General features: G+C 53.7%; 13 protein-coding genes. 8 read left to right on the top strand and 5 right to left on the bottom strand.

All coding sequences use genetic code 11. The features are described 5' to 3' along the window. Positions 1–37: 37 nt before the first annotated feature. The gene (locus L1F29_RS23795; protein ID WP_258384526.1) at positions 38–895 is read right to left on the bottom strand and encodes an amidohydrolase family protein; all 858 of its coding nucleotides are present in this window, start codon (positions 893–895) and stop codon (positions 38–40) included. Continuing rightward, positions 882–4,001 carry a GNAT family N-acetyltransferase gene (locus tag L1F29_RS23790; RefSeq protein ID WP_258384525.1) on the bottom strand — a complete coding sequence of 1,040 codons (3,120 nt, stop codon included), beginning with the start codon at positions 3,999–4,001 and terminating at the stop codon, positions 882–884. The genes L1F29_RS23795 and L1F29_RS23790 overlap by 14 nt, the downstream gene beginning before the upstream one ends. Positions 4,002–4,352: 351 nt before the next feature. On the opposite strand from L1F29_RS23790, the gene L1F29_RS23785 reads away from it, so the two are divergent. The 8 genes from L1F29_RS23785 (at position 4,353) to L1F29_RS23750 (ending at position 15,357) form a co-directional block, all read left to right on the top strand. Next, positions 4,353–4,694: an ArsR/SmtB family transcription factor gene (locus tag L1F29_RS23785; protein ID WP_258384524.1), complete on the top strand. Its 342-nt coding sequence runs from the start codon at positions 4,353–4,355 to the stop codon at positions 4,692–4,694. Positions 4,695–4,711: 17 nt separating this feature from the next. Continuing rightward, on the top strand, positions 4,712–7,222 hold the full coding sequence (locus L1F29_RS23780) for a heavy metal translocating P-type ATPase (protein WP_258384523.1): 2,511 nt from the start codon (positions 4,712–4,714) through the stop codon (positions 7,220–7,222). Between the two features lie 267 nt (positions 7,223–7,489). Then, the gene (locus tag L1F29_RS23775) at positions 7,490–8,503 is read left to right on the top strand and encodes a multicopper oxidase domain-containing protein (protein WP_258384522.1); all 1,014 of its coding nucleotides are present in this window, start codon (positions 7,490–7,492) and stop codon (positions 8,501–8,503) included. Positions 8,504–8,522: 19 nt separating this feature from the next. Next, complete coding sequence (locus tag L1F29_RS23770; RefSeq protein WP_258384521.1) at positions 8,523–9,695, top strand: ZIP family metal transporter; 1,173 nt, start codon at positions 8,523–8,525, stop codon at positions 9,693–9,695. A 24-nt stretch (positions 9,696–9,719) separates the two neighbouring features. Beyond that, the gene (locus L1F29_RS23765) at positions 9,720–9,908 is read left to right on the top strand and encodes a twin-arginine translocase TatA/TatE family subunit (protein WP_258384520.1); all 189 of its coding nucleotides are present in this window, start codon (positions 9,720–9,722) and stop codon (positions 9,906–9,908) included. A gap of 127 nt (positions 9,909–10,035) precedes the next feature. Beyond that, positions 10,036–12,798, top strand: coding sequence for a winged helix-turn-helix domain-containing protein (locus L1F29_RS23760; RefSeq protein WP_507765246.1), 2,763 nt, complete (start codon positions 10,036–10,038; stop codon positions 12,796–12,798). A gap of 333 nt (positions 12,799–13,131) precedes the next feature. After that, positions 13,132–14,052: an NAD(P)-dependent alcohol dehydrogenase gene (locus tag L1F29_RS23755; RefSeq protein ID WP_258384519.1), complete on the top strand. Its 921-nt coding sequence runs from the start codon at positions 13,132–13,134 to the stop codon at positions 14,050–14,052. A 36-nt stretch (positions 14,053–14,088) separates the two neighbouring features. Further along, positions 14,089–15,357: an FAD-binding protein gene (locus L1F29_RS23750; RefSeq protein WP_258384518.1), complete on the top strand. Its 1,269-nt coding sequence runs from the start codon at positions 14,089–14,091 to the stop codon at positions 15,355–15,357. A gap of 116 nt (positions 15,358–15,473) precedes the next feature. Here the strand turns inward: L1F29_RS23750 and L1F29_RS23745 are convergent, their stop codons facing one another. From L1F29_RS23745 to L1F29_RS23735, 3 genes are all read right to left on the bottom strand, one after another. Next, positions 15,474–16,256 (bottom strand): alpha/beta fold hydrolase, encoded by a 783-nt coding sequence (locus L1F29_RS23745; RefSeq protein WP_258384517.1) that lies wholly within the window; start codon positions 16,254–16,256, stop codon positions 15,474–15,476. A 302-nt stretch (positions 16,257–16,558) separates the two neighbouring features. Next, a complete protein-coding gene (locus tag L1F29_RS23740; protein WP_258384516.1) occupies positions 16,559–17,545 on the bottom strand; it encodes a Gfo/Idh/MocA family protein in 987 nt (328 codons plus the stop codon). Then, positions 17,542–18,549, bottom strand: coding sequence for a Gfo/Idh/MocA family protein (locus tag L1F29_RS23735; protein ID WP_258384515.1), 1,008 nt, complete (start codon positions 18,547–18,549; stop codon positions 17,542–17,544). The genes L1F29_RS23740 and L1F29_RS23735 overlap by 4 nt, the downstream gene beginning before the upstream one ends. Between the last annotated feature and the right edge of the window lie 61 nt (positions 18,550–18,610).

Raw genomic sequence — 18,610 nt, 5'->3', positions numbered from 1 at the left:
ATCGCTCCCGGATTCGTATCTTTCATCCGATAGCCCGTTACTTCAAGAGCGGCTTGATCTTCGGAAACACCTTCAATGCCGTCTTGTAGAACACATCCTCGTGATATTCCGGCGGAATCAGCTCCTGTACGAACTGGATATACGGCTTCACCGGAGCGAGCGGCCAGTCGGTTCCGAACAGAAACTTGTCATAGTGATCGCAATAGGCGATCGCGTGGCGCAGATGGGCGAAGAAGAGCGGGGAGTCCTTCAGCCGCTGGCAATTGGCTGCGTCGCCTACCATTAGACCGGAGAGATCGGCAAACATGTTCCGGTTCTTATAAACGACCTCCGCACCATCCAGCACCCACGGATCGCCGAAATGCGCCATCATGAAGTTAACCTCCCGGTGCTTCACCGCAACCTCGTCCAGCGTGAGCGGATGGGAGTACTTTAACAGCCCGCGCTCCGAATATGTATCGCCGGTGTGAAAGACAACAGGAACCTGAAATTTGGCAGCCAGCTCATAGACCGGATCATAGACGTTATCGTAAGCATAGAAGGGATAATAGCCCAGATAGATTTTGAGCCCGACCACATTAGGCTTCTGCAGGTCATCTGCCAGCCGTGCCACCGCAGCATCATCCAACTTGAACGGATTGATTCCCAGGCAGTAGACGAGCTGCGGCGGCAGCTCCTCCGTAAGGTCAAGGCCCATCGGAGTGACGGCCTCCGCATCGGGAAAGCCGTCCGGCTGTGTTTCCGCCAAACCCATGCCGATCCCCAGCACCACGCCATTCTCGGCATATTCTCTTAAGATGCCTGCGGCAGAGTAATCGACCCGCGACTTTTCCGCCGCTGTCCGCTTGAATTCCTCGATCCGGGATAAATGCATGTGCGCATCAATGATTTTCATCCTGAGTCCTCCTTTGGCTGGTAAACCGTATCGCCCGCAAGGCAGACAAGGACTCGGACGGAATCGGCTCGTCTGCAAACAGGAAGAAGACGGGTGAAGTAAAGGTCATGCTGTTGTTGGGCAGGTGCAATTCGCGTTCGAACGTGACGACGGCCACTTCTTTGTTGGAATAGGCATACGGCACTGCCGTATCCAGATCCGTAACGATCTGCATCTGATCTTTCCGGGCAGCTGAGCCTGCCCGATAAATAGAGGCTTCGGTAACGGACAGCTCGCCTTGAGCCAGCTTGTAGCGCAGCTCTCCATTCGTTCCGACAGTTTTTAGCCATACCTCCTCGCCGGCATCCCCAGTTTGCAGAAAGATGTCGGTCGACCAGTTCTTGCCGGCAAAATACGTTCCGGTATTCTGCACGATCTCTACCGTGTGACAGAGAACAGGCACCCCCGGCAGAAGCAAGTAATACTGATGGCACGTCAGACCGCGATACTTTTCCTGCTTGTTGACACGGTAGCTCAGCTTGATTCCCTGCCAGACATTCTGACGGTTATCTACTAGTTCGACGAATGAGGCCGACCGCTCCTCCTTGACCAGCGAAAAAGCGCTCAGTTCAGCAATTTGGTTGCCCATTCCGCCTGCCCACGGATTCCACCATGATTTGGGCTGCCGATTGGGGAAGGAGCTGGCAAGCCACTCCTGGCCATGGCTTGTTAGCGAGTAGAGCGTCGGATAAAAATCCGGAGCTGCCTTGATCCGCAATCGGCCGTTGTCGGCGATATAGACCTGCTGTCCTTCTTCCTCCGAAAGCTCCCGTGTAACCTTTCCTTGTCCGATTGGGAAAACGGCGCTGAGCAAACGCGTCTCATGCGCTGCAAAAAGTCCGTCTACCTGCAAGAGTTCATATGATCTTTCCGGCGTGATGAAGGAGAAGCGTGATTCCGTCTCTTCCTCTTCCTCCATATGGTGGCGTGCACGTTCAGAAGAAGGGTCGTTCTTCAGGGAGGCAGTCAATTCACCATCCAGATACTGCTGTTTGTGCTCTTGCACCTGTACGTTAATTTCCCCGCTGCCGACAAACGGATTATGCCCGTTAGCGATCAGCTCCAGATCAGCTGACAGGGACAAGTCCGCCGCCGGGATGGCTTCTCTCCGGGCAAACGCACGGAATGACTTCCAGTCGTTATAACTCCCCAGCGTAAGGTAGATGGGGCCGAACGTTGTTTTGCCGTGCGGTTCAAGTACGCCGAAACTGGTTTCCAGTGCTATATACCAGGATTGGATCTCGATACGGTACTCCTCAGGCCAGCACATGCCCCAAGGAGCTGTTTTATCCCGTGAGAACAGCCAGTTTTCACTGAACAGCTCACCATCCCAATAGTCCAAATCGCTGCCGCAGGAGGCCGGCACTTCGACATAACGGCCTTGATATGGCAAAATGGGGCGCTGAAGGTTATGTGCAACGCCTTGGCTAAGCCAGAGCTCGGCAGCCGTCTTGTCGGCAGAGAGGTTCTCGGCTTCGTATCCGTGCTCCACCGTGCCATCTCCGAATAGGAGCGTCTTTCCGGTGAGCGCGATCGGAGGGTATTCACCGGAGCGGTAGGCGACGCGGATCCCGATCGCCCCTCTTTCCGCGATAAATTCAACCTGCTCGGCGCGTTTCTTGGAGAATTCGCTAGAATAAGGTTTGCCGATCTTAGGATAGATGAGCGTGGTCGGATTCCCGCTTGTTCCACATGTAACCTTGATCTCATTATCGTCCTTGTTCAAATAGAGCTTGTGGCGGCCATGGTGTACCTGCCAGTTCTGTTCCGTTTCCCCGGACAGCATTGCGCCAAATCCTGTAAAGGCTGCACCGATCTTTTTGGCAAAGGAGACAGAGCCTCCATCCGCAAGCTTCGCCTCCATCTGCACATTGGCTTCATAAAAGCCGTGTTCATGCAGGACAGCGCCAAGCGGAAGCGAGATCCGTTCTTTGCCGCGCAGCCGGAGCGTGTGGTGCTGCTCATGGAGCTGAAGAAATGAAGGCGAGGGCAGTTCGAATGAAAATTCCGCTTCTTCCGCAAAGTTGTTCTCCACATCCAGATAAAATTCCGCTTTCTGACCCGGGTAAGTGACGCCGGGCACATGCAGGGCGAGGGAGGCGGGAAACTTGGGCAGAACCCCTACCTGGAAAATCGCGGCTTTACCGTTAATAAGAAGGTGGGTGCAGACACGGGGATGCGTGCGCCAGACGCTCTGTTCTTCCGCAATTTCATCGACGAAAAAAGCTGCCGACAGCGTCGTTTCACCCGTAACCTCCAGCTCCTGCTCATAATCGAAGCGGATCGTTCCGTCAGATGCCCCCTTCAAGGCGACCTGCAGCGGCTTGCCCGATTTGTTGACGATCCGGTAATGAATCCGGTACTCCCGGCCAAAGACCAGCTCCAGCTTCTCCGCCTCGGCGGACAGCAGATAATCCTCTGTCTCGATGAGGCGCATGCCTCTGCCGCGCCGCTCAAACTCCACGCGCAAGCTCCTGTCCCCTTTGGCCCAGGAGTAGGTGAAATAATCGAAGCCGTTCTCCTTCCGTCCGTCGGGCTCGACCGCAATCTCCCGCGTGGAGTCCCGATACCAGTCCAGCTCCTCAAAATAGTGCGCGATCGCCTCCGTACGGAGCACAGTAGGGATCATGTTCATCAGATGGGTGGAATCGTCCCGGTCTTCCCAGAAGAAGCCGAATTTTTTATACAACGGAACAGCCTTCGTATTTCCTGCCCAAGTATAAAGATCAAGCCGCGGCCAGCCAAGCTGGATCGTCTGCTCCAGCACGCGCGCAAGCAGCATGCGGCCCACTTTTTTGCCGTGATACTCAGGCCGCACATTGAGCAGCGGAATGTAGAGGGCGCCCGTGTCCTCCCGATATTCGCTCAGGCTGCAATAGCCGACTGCCAAGTCACGATCCATTGCCAGGTAGACCGCGAGAGCATCGGAGCTTGCTTCTTCCTGACGGATCTGCTCGGCTGTCGTAATTGAGCTTCCGCCTCCCCAGCTGTCCCGGCTTCCGTTCCACATATCGGCGACTGCCGCGGCCAGCTCGGGGCGGTAAGGGACGATTGAGATAGATTCCATGTTTGCGTGCACCTCGATTTCGCTGTAAATTTTTGTATCTTCATGATAGTACGTCCGGCATGCAGGATTGTTTCAGGCGCTGACTCATTGGAGCAGAGTTCTACTATTTCAGGTTCTTTAACATTATTTTATGTCAGTATATCGATGTATAAAAATGGAAAATCGGCGGGTTCTATTCATTTCGGCTTCTCCTCCAGAAGCTTTGGCTGCTCCAAGAGGTAAGCTTTACCGCGGCTCATTACTTGAGACAACCCGTCACTGTATGATGGGCTTATAAAAATTGACACACATATTAGGCAATGCTAATATAATTCATATTAGTAATCACTGATGTGACGGAGGTCGCTCTTAATGGGGAAAGCAAGTGTAGAAGTAAAAGCCAAATTCATTCGCGGATTCAGTGATAAAACAAGGCTGCAAATACTCGAAAGCATCAAGAGGGCAGAAAAAACGGTATCGCAAATTGTGGAAGAGTTGAATGGGAATCAATCCAATATATCCCAGCATTTAGCCTGCCTAAAAGGCTGCGGCATTATTGTAAGCCGTCAGGAGGGGAAATTTATCTATTACAGCTTGAGAAACGAACAGATCGCACAGCTGCTGGATATGATGGAAGCCGTTTTCACTCAGGTCGAGGAAGAGGTCGCCGCCTGTGAAAAGAATGACGAGCTGGACTGCTGCTCCAATCGCTAAGGGAGGGAATTCCCAGGATGAGCCAAGATAAGGATCACGATTCTTGCTGTTCCGACCAAGGCTGTGCCTCAAGCCGGCAACCCAAGTTTAAGAAGGAGCTTACTCTTCTTCACGTAACCGCGGCTCCGTCGCCGGTCAAAGATGCCTGCTGCACGAATGAATCGAAATGCAAGCATGAATCCGGACCGGAAGAGAGCCATGACACGATTGAGGAGGCAGCAGGACACAAGGGTGACTTCATCGTTTATGGGATGGACTGCTCGGCCTGTGCAGCTACGATCGAAAAGGCCGTGAGGCAAACGGAAAGTATTGCCCAAGTTCAAGTGAACTACAGTACGGGCAAAATGAAGGTCGTTGCCGAGGAAGCTGCAGCGCTCGATAAGCTGTCCGCAACGGTCGAGAAGCTCGGATATTCGTTGGAAAGAGTCCAGCCGAAAGGAAACACCCGAACCTATGCCATCGAAGGAATGGATTGCGGCACCTGTGCGTTAACGATAGAGAATCATCTGAAGACGCATTCGGCCGTCAAGCAGGTTAACGTCCATTTTGCCTCTGGGACAATGACCATCGAACACGATAATCCCGTCGAAGAGATTATCAAGGAAGTGTCCAAAGCCGGATATAAAGCGTCCTTGGTATCGAACAGACGGACCGGCGAAGCGAAGAAAGATAAGACGGGAACCAATGCCGTTGCGATATCGGGTTTCTTGCTGCTCTGTGGTTTCCTCGGCTCCTATACCGGGGTTTCGCAGACGTTGATAAACCTGCTCTATGGCATCTCCATCGTAATCGGCGGATATAGGCCTGCCAGAAGCGCCTATTATGCTGTGAAAAGCAAGTCGTTAGACATGAATGTGCTGATGACAGCAGCTGTGATCGGCGCCGCGGCGATTGGTGAATGGTTTGAGGGTGCGACCGTTGTGTGGCTGTTTGCCTTAGGCAATATACTTCAAGCGCGATCGATCGAGAAGACCCGAAATTCCATTCGCAGCCTGATCGATCTTGCTCCTCCAGAAGCTTTTGTCAAGGGTGGCCGGCAGCTTGTAAGAAAGCCCGTCGAGGATATTTCGGTCGGCGAAATCATTGTCGTTAAACCAGGCGATAAGATCCCTCTAGACGGAACCGTGATCAACGGCGAATCGAGCGTTAACCAAGCCCCGATAACAGGGGAGTCCATTCCGGTCGATATGCATGTTGGCGATACCGTCTATGCAGGAACCATCAACGAGCATGGATCACTGGAGGTCGCCGTCACAAAATTAGTCGAAGACACGACGATTTCCAGAATTATTCATCTTGTTGAAGAAGCGCAGGAACAAAAAGCGCCGACAGAGGCTTTTGTCGATAAATTTGCCCGGATTTATACGCCGATTGTATTCCTTCTTGCGCTGGTCGTTATGGTGTTGCCGCCGCTCTTAGGTTATGGGAACTGGGGGGAATGGTTCTACAAGGGGCTGGAATTACTGGTTATAGCCTGCCCCTGTGCGTTGGTCATTTCCACACCTGTGGCCATTGTGTCCGCAATCGGCAATGCGGCTAAGAATGGCGTTCTGATCAAAGGCGGCGCCTTTCTCGAAGTGGCTGGACGGATAACAGCGATTGCCTTCGACAAGACCGGAACATTAACCGAGGGAAAGCCGAAGGTTTCACAAGTGTTTGCGACGGGGACGACCCAAGAGGAGCTGCTGTCCATCGCTTACGCCTTGGAGGAGTATTCCACACACCCGATTGCCAAGGCCGTAGTCGAATTTGCCAAGGAAAACGAAATCTCCCCCGCGCATGGCGATAAATTCAGAAATCGGGTGGGCAAAGGGGTCGTAGCAAGGATTGGGGGCCAAGAATATTTCGCCGGAAACCTCAAATTGTTCCTCGAGCTCCACACCCCTCTTGGAGAACTCGAATCTCAGGTTCGTACACTCCAGAAAGAAGGGAATACGATTGTTATCGTCGGCACTGCGGACCGGATACTCGGCGTGATCGCCGTGGCGGACCGCGTCCGCAAGTCTTCGGTTCAAGCTCTCGGCGACCTTCAACGTGCCGGAATCCATCAATTGGTCATGTTAACGGGCGATAACGAAGGCACCGCGCAGAAGGTCGCGTTACAGACGGGTGTAACCCGCTATTTTGCCGAATTGCTGCCTGAGAATAAAGTGGCTGCGATTAAGCAGCTGCAGGATGAGGGGCACTACGTTGCCATGGTCGGGGATGGAATCAACGATGCTCCTGCCATTGCAACCGCCAATCTAGGTGTCGCAATGGGCGGGGCCGGTACGGACACGGCAATGGAAACGGCTGATATTGTGCTTATGGCGGACAATTTGGAGAAGCTGCCCCACACGGTTAAGCTTAGCCGTAAAGCGATCCGCATTATTAAACAGAACATTTGGTTTTCACTGATCATTAAGGCAGCGGCCTTCATCCTTATCTTCCCTGAACTGCTCACGTTATGGATCGCCGTCATAAGCGATACAGGGGCTGCATTAATCGTCATACTGAACAGTATGCGATTACTGAAGACCAAGAACTAGCAACAGGAAAAAGAAAAGGCGGCTGCAGCTTGGGACTTCACAAAGTATCGGGCTGCCGCTGCCTATCCGGACAGCGCTCCGCCTTGACCCGCTAATTCGTTGAACAACCCTGTAAAAATAATGGTTTACAAAATTAAGGGGTTATCATATATTTGATGCATAAAGTTGCCCGCAGGAAACATTATGTCCGAAGGAAAACTTTTTTTTAACGAAAAATTTGCATAGGGACAACATAGTTGGACTTACACAAAAATAGGAGGATTGCCGATGTCTCAAGAAAAGAATATTTCAAGGCGCAGTTTTTTAAAAGCTGGCGCGGCAGGAGCATTTGCTATATTTGGCGGCTCATGGTTAAGTTCCTTTACGTCAGCTCAAAAGTCCCTGCAAACAATGGATAAACATCAGCTCCATGAAGAAATGAAGCACGGATTCGTCCCAAGTTCCGAAAAGACAAAAGGCTATCAAATGGCTTGGGATGCGTTAACGAAATTCGATTATGGAAAAGTCAGCACTTTAGCTGATGGCCGGACGTTGAGGGAATACGAAATCACGGCTGCCGAAACGAACATCGAAATTTCCAAAGGAATTACATTCCCGGGATGGACGTATAACAATACGATTCCGGGACCTACCGTTCGTTGTACGGAAGGGGACGTGATTCGAGTCCATTTCCGCAATACCACGAGTCATCCGCATTCGATACATTTTCATGGCATTCATCCTACCAATATGGACGGGTTGGAAGCGATCCCGCCAGGCGGCGAATTCGTGTACGAGTTTGAAGCAAAACCGGCCGGAATGCACGTATACCATTGCCATGTAGCGCCGCTTGCACGTCATATCCATAAAGGCCTGTACGGGAATTTTATCATCGATCCGATAAAACCGAGGGCGAAAGCTACCGAATTCAATATGGTGATGAACGGCTTCGATTTGGATTTGGATGGTGAAAATGAAGTTTATACGGTCAACGGTTATGCATTTGCTTACATGCAGGAGCCAATTAAAGTGAAAGTTGGAGAGTTGGTCCGAATTTATTTAAGCAATATGACGGAATTCGATCTCATTAACTCCTTTCACCTGCACGCTAACTTTTTTAACTATTTTGCAACAGGCGCGGATCCGGAAGCACGACCGAATTATACCGATACCATTATGCAGTGCCAAGGCGAGCGCGGCATTCTGGAAATTGTCTTTCCGGCACCCGGTAAATATATGTTCCATGCTCATCAGAGCGAATTTGCCGAGTTAGGCTGGATGGGGTTCTTTGCAGCCGAATAAGAGAGGGGGGACAACAACGATGCAGAAGTATCGAATGATATTCTGGGGCATTTTACCGATTATTTTATTAACGGCCATCATAGTATGGATTGTAAATAACGGAACAGGGGTAAGCAATAATCCCGCAGCTCCGATTGAAGTCCTGAATATTGAGAAAATAAAGCTCGATGAAAATGGCTTCGAGGTCAAAGTGTTGAATTCGGGCCCGGAAGAAGTGACCATTGCCCAAGTAGTGGTCGATGATTCTTTCTGGAACGCTGAATTTGCACCTAGCGATACATTGCAGCGATTTGAAACCGGAACGATCAATATTCCATATCCTTGGGTATACGGAGATCCGCATGAAATTAAATTAATTACGTCAAGCGGATTGATTTTTTCAGGAGAAGTTGCCGTAGCAACCGATACGCCGAAAGCGAGTCCGGAATTGTTCTGGCAGTATGCGTTAATCGGCTTTTATGTAGGAATCGTACCTGTTGGCTTAGGTTTGTTGTGGTACCCGTTCTTGCGTAGATTCACTACAAAAGGAATGCACGCCATACTGGCCCTAACGGTCGGATTGTTGTTCTTCCTAGCTGTCGATACCATAGAGGAAGGGTTGGAAATGGCCGCAGGAGCCCCCGGAGTTTTTCAAGGTACCGGATTGGTCTGGATGGGGGCGTTATTAAGCTTTTTGTTTTTGGTGGCCATTGACCAGTCCAATGACAAAAAAATATCAAGAGCCTCAGCCCAAGGGAAGAGCTTGTCGTACAAAATTGCTGCGGGGATCGGATTGCACAACTTTGGCGAAGGGTTGGCCATCGGAGCTGCTTTCGCGTCAGGCGAAGCAGCGCTTGGCACATTCCTTGTTATCGGATTTACGCTGCATAATATTACGGAGGGAGTTGGAATCGCATCGCCCTTGTTGAAGGAACGTCCGACTTGGAAAACGTTTGTCTCGTTAGCGGCCATTGCCGGCGGTCCCGCGATATTAGGAACGTGGGTGGGCGGTTTCATTTTTAATGATACGCTGGCTGCGTTGTTCTTCGGTATTGGTGCGGGAGCGATTCTGCAAGTCATCTATGCCATATCGAAAATGATAGTAAAACAATCTTCCGATAAAGGATTGTCGCCTGTTTCATGGATCAATTTCGGCGGTTTGACGATGGGGATTTTGTTGATGTATGTCACAGCGCTGTTGGTTAATTTCTAGGAGGAAGAGGAGGGAACATTCCATATGCCAATGAATATCGGTGTCTCGGGAGTGGTTCTTATTTTGTTAGTTGCCTTGTTCATATTTGGGCCTTCCAAGCTGCCGCAATTGGGAAGGGCCATTGGTACGACGATCAAGGAGTTTCGACACGGAACGAAGGAGTTGATGAATGAGCCTCATAAAGAAGCCAATAAAGAATACACTAAAGGCTAGTTCAGCACTCCGACGGATGCCGGACGTCAACGGAACGGATTTCTGCGACGCCAGAAAATAGAACCACATTATCCTCCATCTCCATAGTCAGATGACGGTTCGACAACCATAACCCAAGCGAGCGCATGTGAGGCGAATAAGAGGTCAAGGGTTTAATCCCCCTTGGCCTCTTCCTTTATTGACGGTGAAAGACGCCGGTAATTATAATTTAAGCATGACCATTCCAATATTATCCACAAAAATCCATATCCCCCTGCAACGGTCGAAGAGCGTCCTCCGCCCCCGGCTGACCGGGCGGCTGAACGAAGGTCTTCACCGCAGACTGACCGTCGTCTCCGCCGCTGCCGGCTTCGGCAAAACGACGCTTGTCAGCGGCTGGGCCGCCAGCTGCGGACGGCCCGTCGCGTGGCTGTCGATGGACGAAGGGGATAATGATGCAGCCCGATTTATGACTTACCTTTGCGCTGCTTTGCAGAAGGCAGGCGCGAATACGAATGAAGGCTTGATTCGAGTGCTGCAAGCGCCTCAGCCGCCCCCGGCCGAGTCGATTATTACGGCTCTGGCCAATGAAATCAGCGGCGCCCCGGGCCATTTCGTACTCGTCCTTGACGATTACCACGTCATTACCGCAGAACCCGTTAACAATGCCATCGCCTTGCTGCTCGAGCGCATGCCGCCGCAGCTGCACCTGGTTATCGCCACCCGCGAGGATCCGCGGCTGCCCTTGGCTAAGCTGCGCGTCAGGGACCAATTGACTGAAGTACGCACCCAAGACCTGCGCTTTACCGCCTCCGAGTCGGCTGAATTTCTAGACCGGGTTATGGGGCTCAGCCTGACTTCGGCCAACATCGCCCTATTGGAATCCCGCACGGAAGGCTGGATTGCCGGCCTGCAATTAGCCGCGCTGACGATGCAGGGGCATCCGGATCCCGCAAACGTCCTTCGTTCTTTCACCGGCAGCCATCGTTTCGTGCTGGACTATTTGGTGGAAGAAGTGCTGCAGCGGCAATCCGCAGACATTCAGGCTTTCTTGCTGCGCACATCGATCCTTGACCGGATGTGCGGCCCGCTATGCGATGCCGTGCATCCGAGGGAAGCAGGGGAACAACTCATTACCAACGCTTCCGGGCAAGAAACGCTGGCCGATCTCGAGCGCGCTAATCTGTTCATCGTTCCGTTGGACCACGAGCGGCGCTGGTACCGCTATCACCATCTCTTCGCCGAGTTGCTGCGGCAGCGGCTCCGCCAGAGCATCGCATCATCAGCAGGGAATGAGGAGCGGTTCATATCTGAATTGCATATTCATGCCAGTCGGTGGTACGAAGACAACGGCCATTTGCTTGAAGCTTTTCACCATGCCGCTGCCGCCGATGATGTTGAACGCGCCGCTCGCCTGCTGGATGGAGACGGAATGCCCTTGCTCTTTCGCGGTGCGGTAACCCCTGTCATGAATTGGCTCGACTCGCTGCCAAGGAAGGAACTGGATGTTAGACCCTCGTTATGGGTGATGTTTGCCTCCGCGCTGTTGATGGCGGGCCGAATGAACGGTGTTGAACCTAAGCTGCAAGCTGCCGAGAAAGCTCTACAAGATGCCGCGCAAGACGAGAAGACCCGCGATCTTATCGGTCATATTGCCTCTATACGCGCCACGATGGCCGTCAGCAGGCATCAAGCGAACGCGATCATGACCGAGTCGCGTCGTGCGCTGGAATATTTGCATCCCGACAATCTGCCTGTCCGCACAGCCACGGCCTGGACGCTGGGATATGCCTACCAGCTCCAAGGAGATCGTGCCGCAGCTGTTGAAGCTTACACGGAAGCGTTATCGGGAAGTCAGAAGATCGGGCATACCATGATTGCCATCATGGCTGCACTCGGTCTTGGGAACATGCAGGAAGCGGGTAACCGGCTTCATGAGGCGGCCGAGACTTATCGCGGCGTTCTGAAACTGGCCGGCGATCCGCCGCTTCCGGCTGCTTGCGAAGCGCACCTGGGATTAGCCCGCATCTTCTACGAATGGAACGACCTGGATGCCGCTTGGCGGCATGGACAGCAGTCCGTTCAACTGGCGCGGCTGCTGGAGAGCTTGGACCGAGCCGTTGCAGGCGAGGCGTTTCTCGCTAAGCTGATGCTTGCTCGGGGAGAGGGCAGTGGAGCGGCTGCTGCAATAGCGAATGCCGAACAATCCGCCCGCCGGCAGCATTTTCAGAATCAGATGCCTCACATTGCCGCCGTTCAAGCGCAAGTGCTGCTTCAACAGGGCGATCCGGCAGCTGCCGCTCGTTTTGCTGAAAAGCATGAGCTCCATGCCAGTCTGGCCCGGTCACTTCTGATGCAGGGAAATACATCCGAAGCATTGTCGGTGCTCGAACCATTGCTCGGATTGACGGAGGCCAAGGAGCATGCGGATGAAATGCTCAAGGTCATGGCTCTGCTGGCGGCTGTTCTGCATGCGCATGGCGAACGGGCCAGGGCGGCGGAAATGCTGCGGGACGCTTTGACGATGGGCGAGCCAGGCGGATTCACTCGTACCTTTGTCGACGAAGGTGTTCCGATGTACTTATTATTGCGTGAAGCGGCTGCTCATGGAATGCTGCATGACTATCCGGGTCAGCTGCTTGCCGCATTTGAAGCCGGGGGAATGACGCGTGAATTTATGAAGGAGCGGCATCCGGCCAAGTCCGACAATGCGCTGATCGAGCCGCTGAGCGCGCGGGAGCTGGAGGTGCTGCGCCTCATTGCCCAGGGACTCTCGAATCGAGAGATCGGCGAGAGGCTGTTCATCGCGCTGACGACGGTCAAAGGGCATAATCGGACGATCTTTGACAAGCTGCAGGTAAAACGGCGTACGGAAGCCGTCGCGCGAGCCCGCAAGCTGGGTCTGCTGTGAGGCATATCCTAGCAGCAAGCATGCTCAAGTTGAGCCCTCACAGCTAACCCGACCCAGCAGCTACCCAGCCCAGCCCGTCGCTAAGCCAAGCCGTAACGCCCTTTTTCGGCGTTACAGCCGCACACGGCCGAGCTCCGCGCGCCGTAGATTAGCTGTAAGTCCATTTTTCGGCCTTACAGCTGCCGTCCCGGCGTGACGCCAAGCTGTAACGCCCTTTTTCGGCGTTACAGCCGTGTTAGTCAGACCATTTTCCAAAACCGTACTTTAGTATCTACAAGTCAATACCGAGCTGCCGTTATACTTATTGCAAATTTGAGGTATGGAGGCAGCGTCATGAAAGCAATTGTATGCCCCAAATACGGTTCACCGGATGTTCTGGAGCTGAGAGAGGTAGTAAAGCCTGTTCCCAGGGATAATGAGATTTTGATAAAAGTTCATGCGACAACCGTAACGTCGGGAGACTGCAGAGTGCTGGGCTTTCAAAGTCCCTTCTTGTTATGGATCCCCATGCGGTTGTTCTTAGGCCTTACCAAGCCAAGACAGCCTATTCTGGGCGTTGAGCTGGCCGGGGAAGTCGAAGCCATCGGGCAAAGCGTAAAGCGATTCAAGAAAGGCGACCAAGTGTATGCGCTGAACGGGATGCGCTTTGGCGCTCATGCCCAGTACGCATGTCTGCCCGAAGACGGAGTTGTAGCCCTTAAACCGGCGAATGCCACCTATGAAGAAGCGGCTGCCGTTCCATTCGGGGGGACGACGGCGCTGCATTTTCTCCGCAGGGGAAAGATCCGCAGCGGTCAAAAGGTGCTGATCTACGGAGCCTCCGGTGCGACAGGAACTTCCGCGGTACAGCTTGCGAAGCATTTCGGGACGGAAGTTACCGGGGTATGCAGCACCGCGAATCTCGAATGGGTAAAATCCTTGGGAGCCGATAAGCTCATCGATTATACGAAGGAAGATTTTGCGAGTACAGGCGAGCGCTACGATATCATCTTCGATGCCGTCGGTAAAATCTCAAAATCCGTATGCGAGAATGCGCTGGCGCCGAGCGGAACCTACCTGACCGTAGAGGGACAGGGAATCGCGAAGGTACGAGCGGAAGATCTAATTCTTCTCAAGGAGCTTATGGAGACGGGGAGGATAAAAGCGGTCATCGACCGGCGCTATCCGCTGCATCAAATTCCCGAAGCCTACAGATATGTGGCAACAGGTAGAAAAAAAGGAAATGTCGTCATCACAGTCGAACATGATAACTGAATCACATCGCCACAGTCTGGAACGGAGGGTGAACATATGGATCATGAACGTAACTGGGCCGGAAATTACAAGTATAACGCCGCGGAATTGCATGTTCCCGGCAGCGTGGAGCAGGTACAAGAAATCGTGGCGCGCGGCAAGCGTATGAAGGTGCTGGGCACGCGGCACTCGTTTAATGGGATCGCCGATACCGAAGAGTGCCATATCTCGCTTCAGAAGCTCAACCGGATCATCGAATTGGACCGAGCGAACCGGAAGGTGACGGTTGAAGGCGGAATCCGGTATGGGGAACTGTGCCAATACCTCCATAACAACGGCTTCGCGCTGCACAACTTGGCGTCGCTGCCGCACATTACAGTAGCAGGCGCATGCGCGACGGCTACGCATGGTTCCGGCGATTCGAACGGCAGCCTCGCCACGGCGGTCCATTCCCTGGAAATCGTGAAGGCGGACGGGGAGGCCGTTATGTTATCCCGCGGTGATCAAGAAGGGGATTTTGCCGGGGCGGTCGTTGGGCTCGGGGGATTGGTCGTCGTAACGAAGGTCACGCTGGACGTGGTCCCGGCCTTCCAGATGAGCCAGGAAGTTTACGAGCATGTGCCTCTGACGACGCTTAACGAACAGTTTGACCATATTTTCTCCGGAGCTTACAGCGTCAGTCTGTTCACGGATTGGAAGGAAGCCGCGTTCAATCAAGTGTGGGTCAAGAGGAAAATAAGCGAGCACGGCTCCAGTCAGGCGGAACCGCATTATTACGGCGCGGCGCGGGCAACCTCACGGCTGCACCCGGTACCGGGGATTACGGCGGAAAGCTGCAACGAGCAATTGGGCATCCCCGGTCCATGGCATGAGCGGATGCCGCACTTTCGCATGGATTTCGTTCCAAGCGCCGGCGAGGAGCTGCAAAGCGAATATTTCGTGGCGCGACAGGATGCCTATTCTGCACTATGCGCTATTGATAGCGTAAGGGAATTCATATGGCCGCATCTTCATATTTCCGAGGTTCGCACGATTGCCGCGGATGAACTGTGGATGAGCCCCTTCTACAAGCAGGAGTCGGTTGCCATTCATTTTACGTGGAAAGCGAATTGGGAGGCCGTATCGCAAGTGCTTCCGGTCATCGAGGAGCGGCTTGAGCCGTTCCGTGCCCGCCCGCATTGGGGCAAGCTGTTCGCCATGACGCCTGCGCGTCTGCAATTGCTGTACGAGAAGCTGCCCGACTTCCGGAATTTGGTCCTTCGCTGCGACCCTCAGGGAAAATTCCGCAATGCCTTCTTGAATACGTATATTATGGAAAACGGATGATAAATCCAAAATTTCGAATCTCTCTGGGCTTCTCCGGATCAAATTGACGTATAGGGAAAAATGTCCTGCAGAAAAAACTGCAGGACATTTTTCATTTGGGTGAAGGATCCGGCATGCTATGGTATCAGAAAGCTCGAGAGTATCTGAAGCACCACTTCTGCATTCGGCATATGGTCTTCGCCCGCAAGCTTCCTGTATGCGGCGTTTGGAATTGCTTGGCTCAATTGGTTCGCGACCTCGTGCATAGAGGGAGGACTTTCTTCGCCGACAATAATCAGCGAAGGTACGGCAAGTCGCGAGGCCCGTGCAACAGGCGGGAAATCGTTGGCCAACATCGTGTCGTAGGCTAGCGTTGGAGCGAGCGCCGCCATAGTCGCCCACTGAGGGGAATGCCGCATGCCGGCAACCGCTTCCTCAGGAATTCCAATTCCTTGCAAGAATAGGCTTATCGCCTCGGCGTTCTTACCGTTATCGAGCAATTGATGCAGCCCTTGACGCAGCACAATGAATTCTTCTTGGTCTGCCGTATCACTGGCATAGGCGGGGTCATACATGACCAGCTTGCTCACTTTGCCGCCCAGCCGCATGGCGGCTTCAAGCGCAAGAATGGCGCCCGAGGAATGTCCGTATACATAAGCTGTCCCCCCTGCTTCGTCAATGATGGCTTCAATGTCTTCCAATTCGCGCTCAATGGCGTACGGCTGTGTGTCACCGCTGTCGCCGCGCCCGCGTCGGTCGTAATTGTAGACGGTGAATTGCTCTGCAAATACGTTGGCATCATGCATAACCGGTTCAAATGTGCGGAAACAGGTGGCTCCCGTTATGAAAATAAGGGCAGGTCCGCTGCCATAGACATCATAAGCCAATATTGTGCCGTCTTTGGATCGGGTTGTTTTCATGATTATCCACCTTCTTTGTCATCGTTCAAACTTCTATTCTCCGAGACTGCCATCCGTTAATCTAGGGGGTTGTTACAAGCTTATTGTATCTTAGCTGCACCAGCTTCGTTTCTTACAGATTGCTATATCGAATCATTTTTCGTCCGATCCGCTGCTTCCATGCAGGCTAGTAGAGAAAACAAAAAGAGACCCGCGAAGGAGTCTCTTATAATAAGGAATTCGAACGAGGGCGCCTATCGAAGATGTTCAAAAGACAAATAGAAGCGGGCGCCGTTCTTATGGTTGACATGCCGCATCTGCTGCTAGATCGCCACAGGCTGCCCGCTTTGCACGGATTTGTAGCCGGCCAAAGCGACTTCGGCCGAACGGAGGCCGTCCGTTCCGGTGATCGGTACGGGCTTGCCCGAAAGCAGGGCGTCCACGAACCCTTTCACCATGTAATGGTCCATATTGTCGCCCCAGAAGCTCCAGGCGCCTTTACCCGCCGCGTCGCTGTATACCTCGTTGCTCTGCGCGAACGAATCGATGTACAGCTGGCCTTTCGTTCCGATGATTTCCATCGTCACGTCGCCCCAGGTCGGGAACGATTTCGGCCGCGACCAGCTCGTATCCAGCACCCCGAAGACGCCATTGGCGAACCGGACATGAATCATGCCGGCATCGTCCACCTTGAGCTCTTCATGGAACAGCGTCGCCGCGTAGGCATATACCTCCGTCACTTTCGACCCAGTGAACCAGTTCATCAAATCCATCACATGAACGGTGTGATCCAGCAGAGCGCCGCCGCCGGACAAGTGCGGCTCGACGAACCACTGTCCCGGCATCGAGCCGCGATTCGTCCCTTTGATCGCAACGATATCGCCGATCTCGCCGGCGTCGACCGCTTTCTTCGCGTTCACGACGGCTGCCAGATAGCGGCAGGGAAACGCGGTCATCAGTTGGACGCCGCTTGCCCGGCACGCCTCAATCATCCGCTCCATCTCTTCCACGGAGAGGCCGAGCGGCTTCTCGCAGATGACGTGCTTGCCCGCCGCCGCCGCCGCGATGACATGCTCCGCATGCTTCGCGTTCTCCGAGCAGATGGCTACGGCGTCGATATCCGTCTTCAGCAGCTCGCGGTAATCGTCGTATAGCGGAATTCCATGCGCAGAACCGACTGCTTCCACGCGGCTTCTGACTTCGTCGGCGATGCCGGCGATTTCGACTTCGGGCAGCGCCAGGAAGGAGTTCAGATACGAATATGCGTGCCCGTGAGCGAAGCTGATCAAGCCTACCTTCAATGTCTTCATACCGATTCCGCCTTCCGAGTGTCTTGTCCGATCATGACGGCCTTGCCGGTTCGGGCCGATTCTGCCGCCGCCAGGGCGATTTCCAGCGCCTTGTACGCGTCCTCCGCCGTAACGACCGCTTCCCGTCCCTCACGGATACAATCGATAAAGTCAAGCAGCTCGGTATAGTACGGGCTTTCGTAGCCCGGGCTCTGAGGGACCTCGACAAACGGGCCGCCGCTTGCCGAAGCTTCCGTCTTGCGGATCTGCAGCGACGCGGAGCGCGAGCTGTCGGTGCGGATGACGCCGCCGTTTCCGGCCAAATCCGCCGCCGTCGTGAACGGCCCCGGGTAACCCCAATGCGCCTTCAGATTGGCGACCGCTCCGCTCTCGAATACAAGCGTCGCCGTTGCATAGTCCAGCTCGCGGCTGGTCGCGCGCTGGCTGTATACCGAACGGACTTCGCCGCCAGCCCAGCGGATGAAGTCGATATCGTGAATCATCAGATCGAGAATGACGCCGCCGCTGCATTCCTCGTCGAAGTACCAGGCGCGCACGTTGCCGGGATGTCCGCCTATCCGGCTCGTATGGGCTACGCCAAGCCGGCCGATCGTGCCATCCGCAAGCTGATGTTTCATTTGCGCATATTCAGGGAAGTAACGGACGACATGTCCGACGAACAAGCGGACGCCGTTATTCCGGCAAGTATCGATCATCTCTCTGGCATCCGCCAGATTGAGCGCAATCGGTTTCTCGGAGATGACATGCTTGCCAGCCTCCGCCGCTTCGATAGAGAACTGTTTATGCAAATAGCTCGGGACCGCGATGCTGACGACTTCGCAGCCGCTTTGTTCGAGCATGTCGCGGTAAGACACATAGGCTGGGGCGCCGATTCGATCCGCGGTGCGCCGCACCTGTTCCTCATCGATATCGCATACCCCGACTACCGTAACGCCGGGCATCTCGGCATAGCAGCTTGCATGCACGTTGCCGAGTCCTCCGCAGCCGACAATGGCTACTTTCATCTGTATTCCCTCTTTTCCGATTATTGTATAATGGTCCTAACCAATACAATATCGTCCGGCA

The sequence above is a fragment of the Paenibacillus spongiae genome, from assembly GCF_024734895.1.
Classification (GTDB): domain Bacteria; phylum Bacillota; class Bacilli; order Paenibacillales; family Paenibacillaceae; genus Paenibacillus_Z; species Paenibacillus_Z spongiae.
This window is presented reverse-complemented; position numbering and strand designations above follow the sequence as displayed.

Excerpts from the sequence above, each read along its gene's own strand:
- L1F29_RS23790 (WP_258384525.1), bottom strand. The coding sequence starts at position 4,001 with ATGGAATCTATCTCAATCGTCCCTTACCGCCCCGAGCTGGCCGCGGCA.
- L1F29_RS23795 (WP_258384526.1), bottom strand. The coding sequence starts at position 895 with ATGAAAATCATTGATGCGCACATGCATTTATCCCGGATCGAGGAATTC.
- L1F29_RS23755 (WP_258384519.1), top strand. The coding sequence starts at position 13,132 with ATGAAAGCAATTGTATGCCCCAAATACGGTTCACCGGATGTTCTGGAG.
- L1F29_RS23765 (WP_258384520.1), top strand. The coding sequence starts at position 9,720 with ATGCCAATGAATATCGGTGTCTCGGGAGTGGTTCTTATTTTGTTAGTT.
- L1F29_RS23775 (WP_258384522.1), top strand. The coding sequence starts at position 7,490 with ATGTCTCAAGAAAAGAATATTTCAAGGCGCAGTTTTTTAAAAGCTGGC.
- L1F29_RS23750 (WP_258384518.1), top strand. The coding sequence starts at position 14,089 with ATGGATCATGAACGTAACTGGGCCGGAAATTACAAGTATAACGCCGCG.
- L1F29_RS23745 (WP_258384517.1), bottom strand. The coding sequence starts at position 16,256 with ATGAAAACAACCCGATCCAAAGACGGCACAATATTGGCTTATGATGTC.
- L1F29_RS23780 (WP_258384523.1), top strand. The coding sequence starts at position 4,712 with ATGAGCCAAGATAAGGATCACGATTCTTGCTGTTCCGACCAAGGCTGT.
- L1F29_RS23735 (WP_258384515.1), bottom strand. The coding sequence starts at position 18,549 with ATGAAAGTAGCCATTGTCGGCTGCGGAGGACTCGGCAACGTGCATGCA.
- L1F29_RS23770 (WP_258384521.1), top strand. The coding sequence starts at position 8,523 with ATGCAGAAGTATCGAATGATATTCTGGGGCATTTTACCGATTATTTTA.
- L1F29_RS23785 (WP_258384524.1), top strand. The coding sequence starts at position 4,353 with ATGGGGAAAGCAAGTGTAGAAGTAAAAGCCAAATTCATTCGCGGATTC.
- L1F29_RS23740 (WP_258384516.1), bottom strand. The coding sequence starts at position 17,545 with ATGAAGACATTGAAGGTAGGCTTGATCAGCTTCGCTCACGGGCACGCA.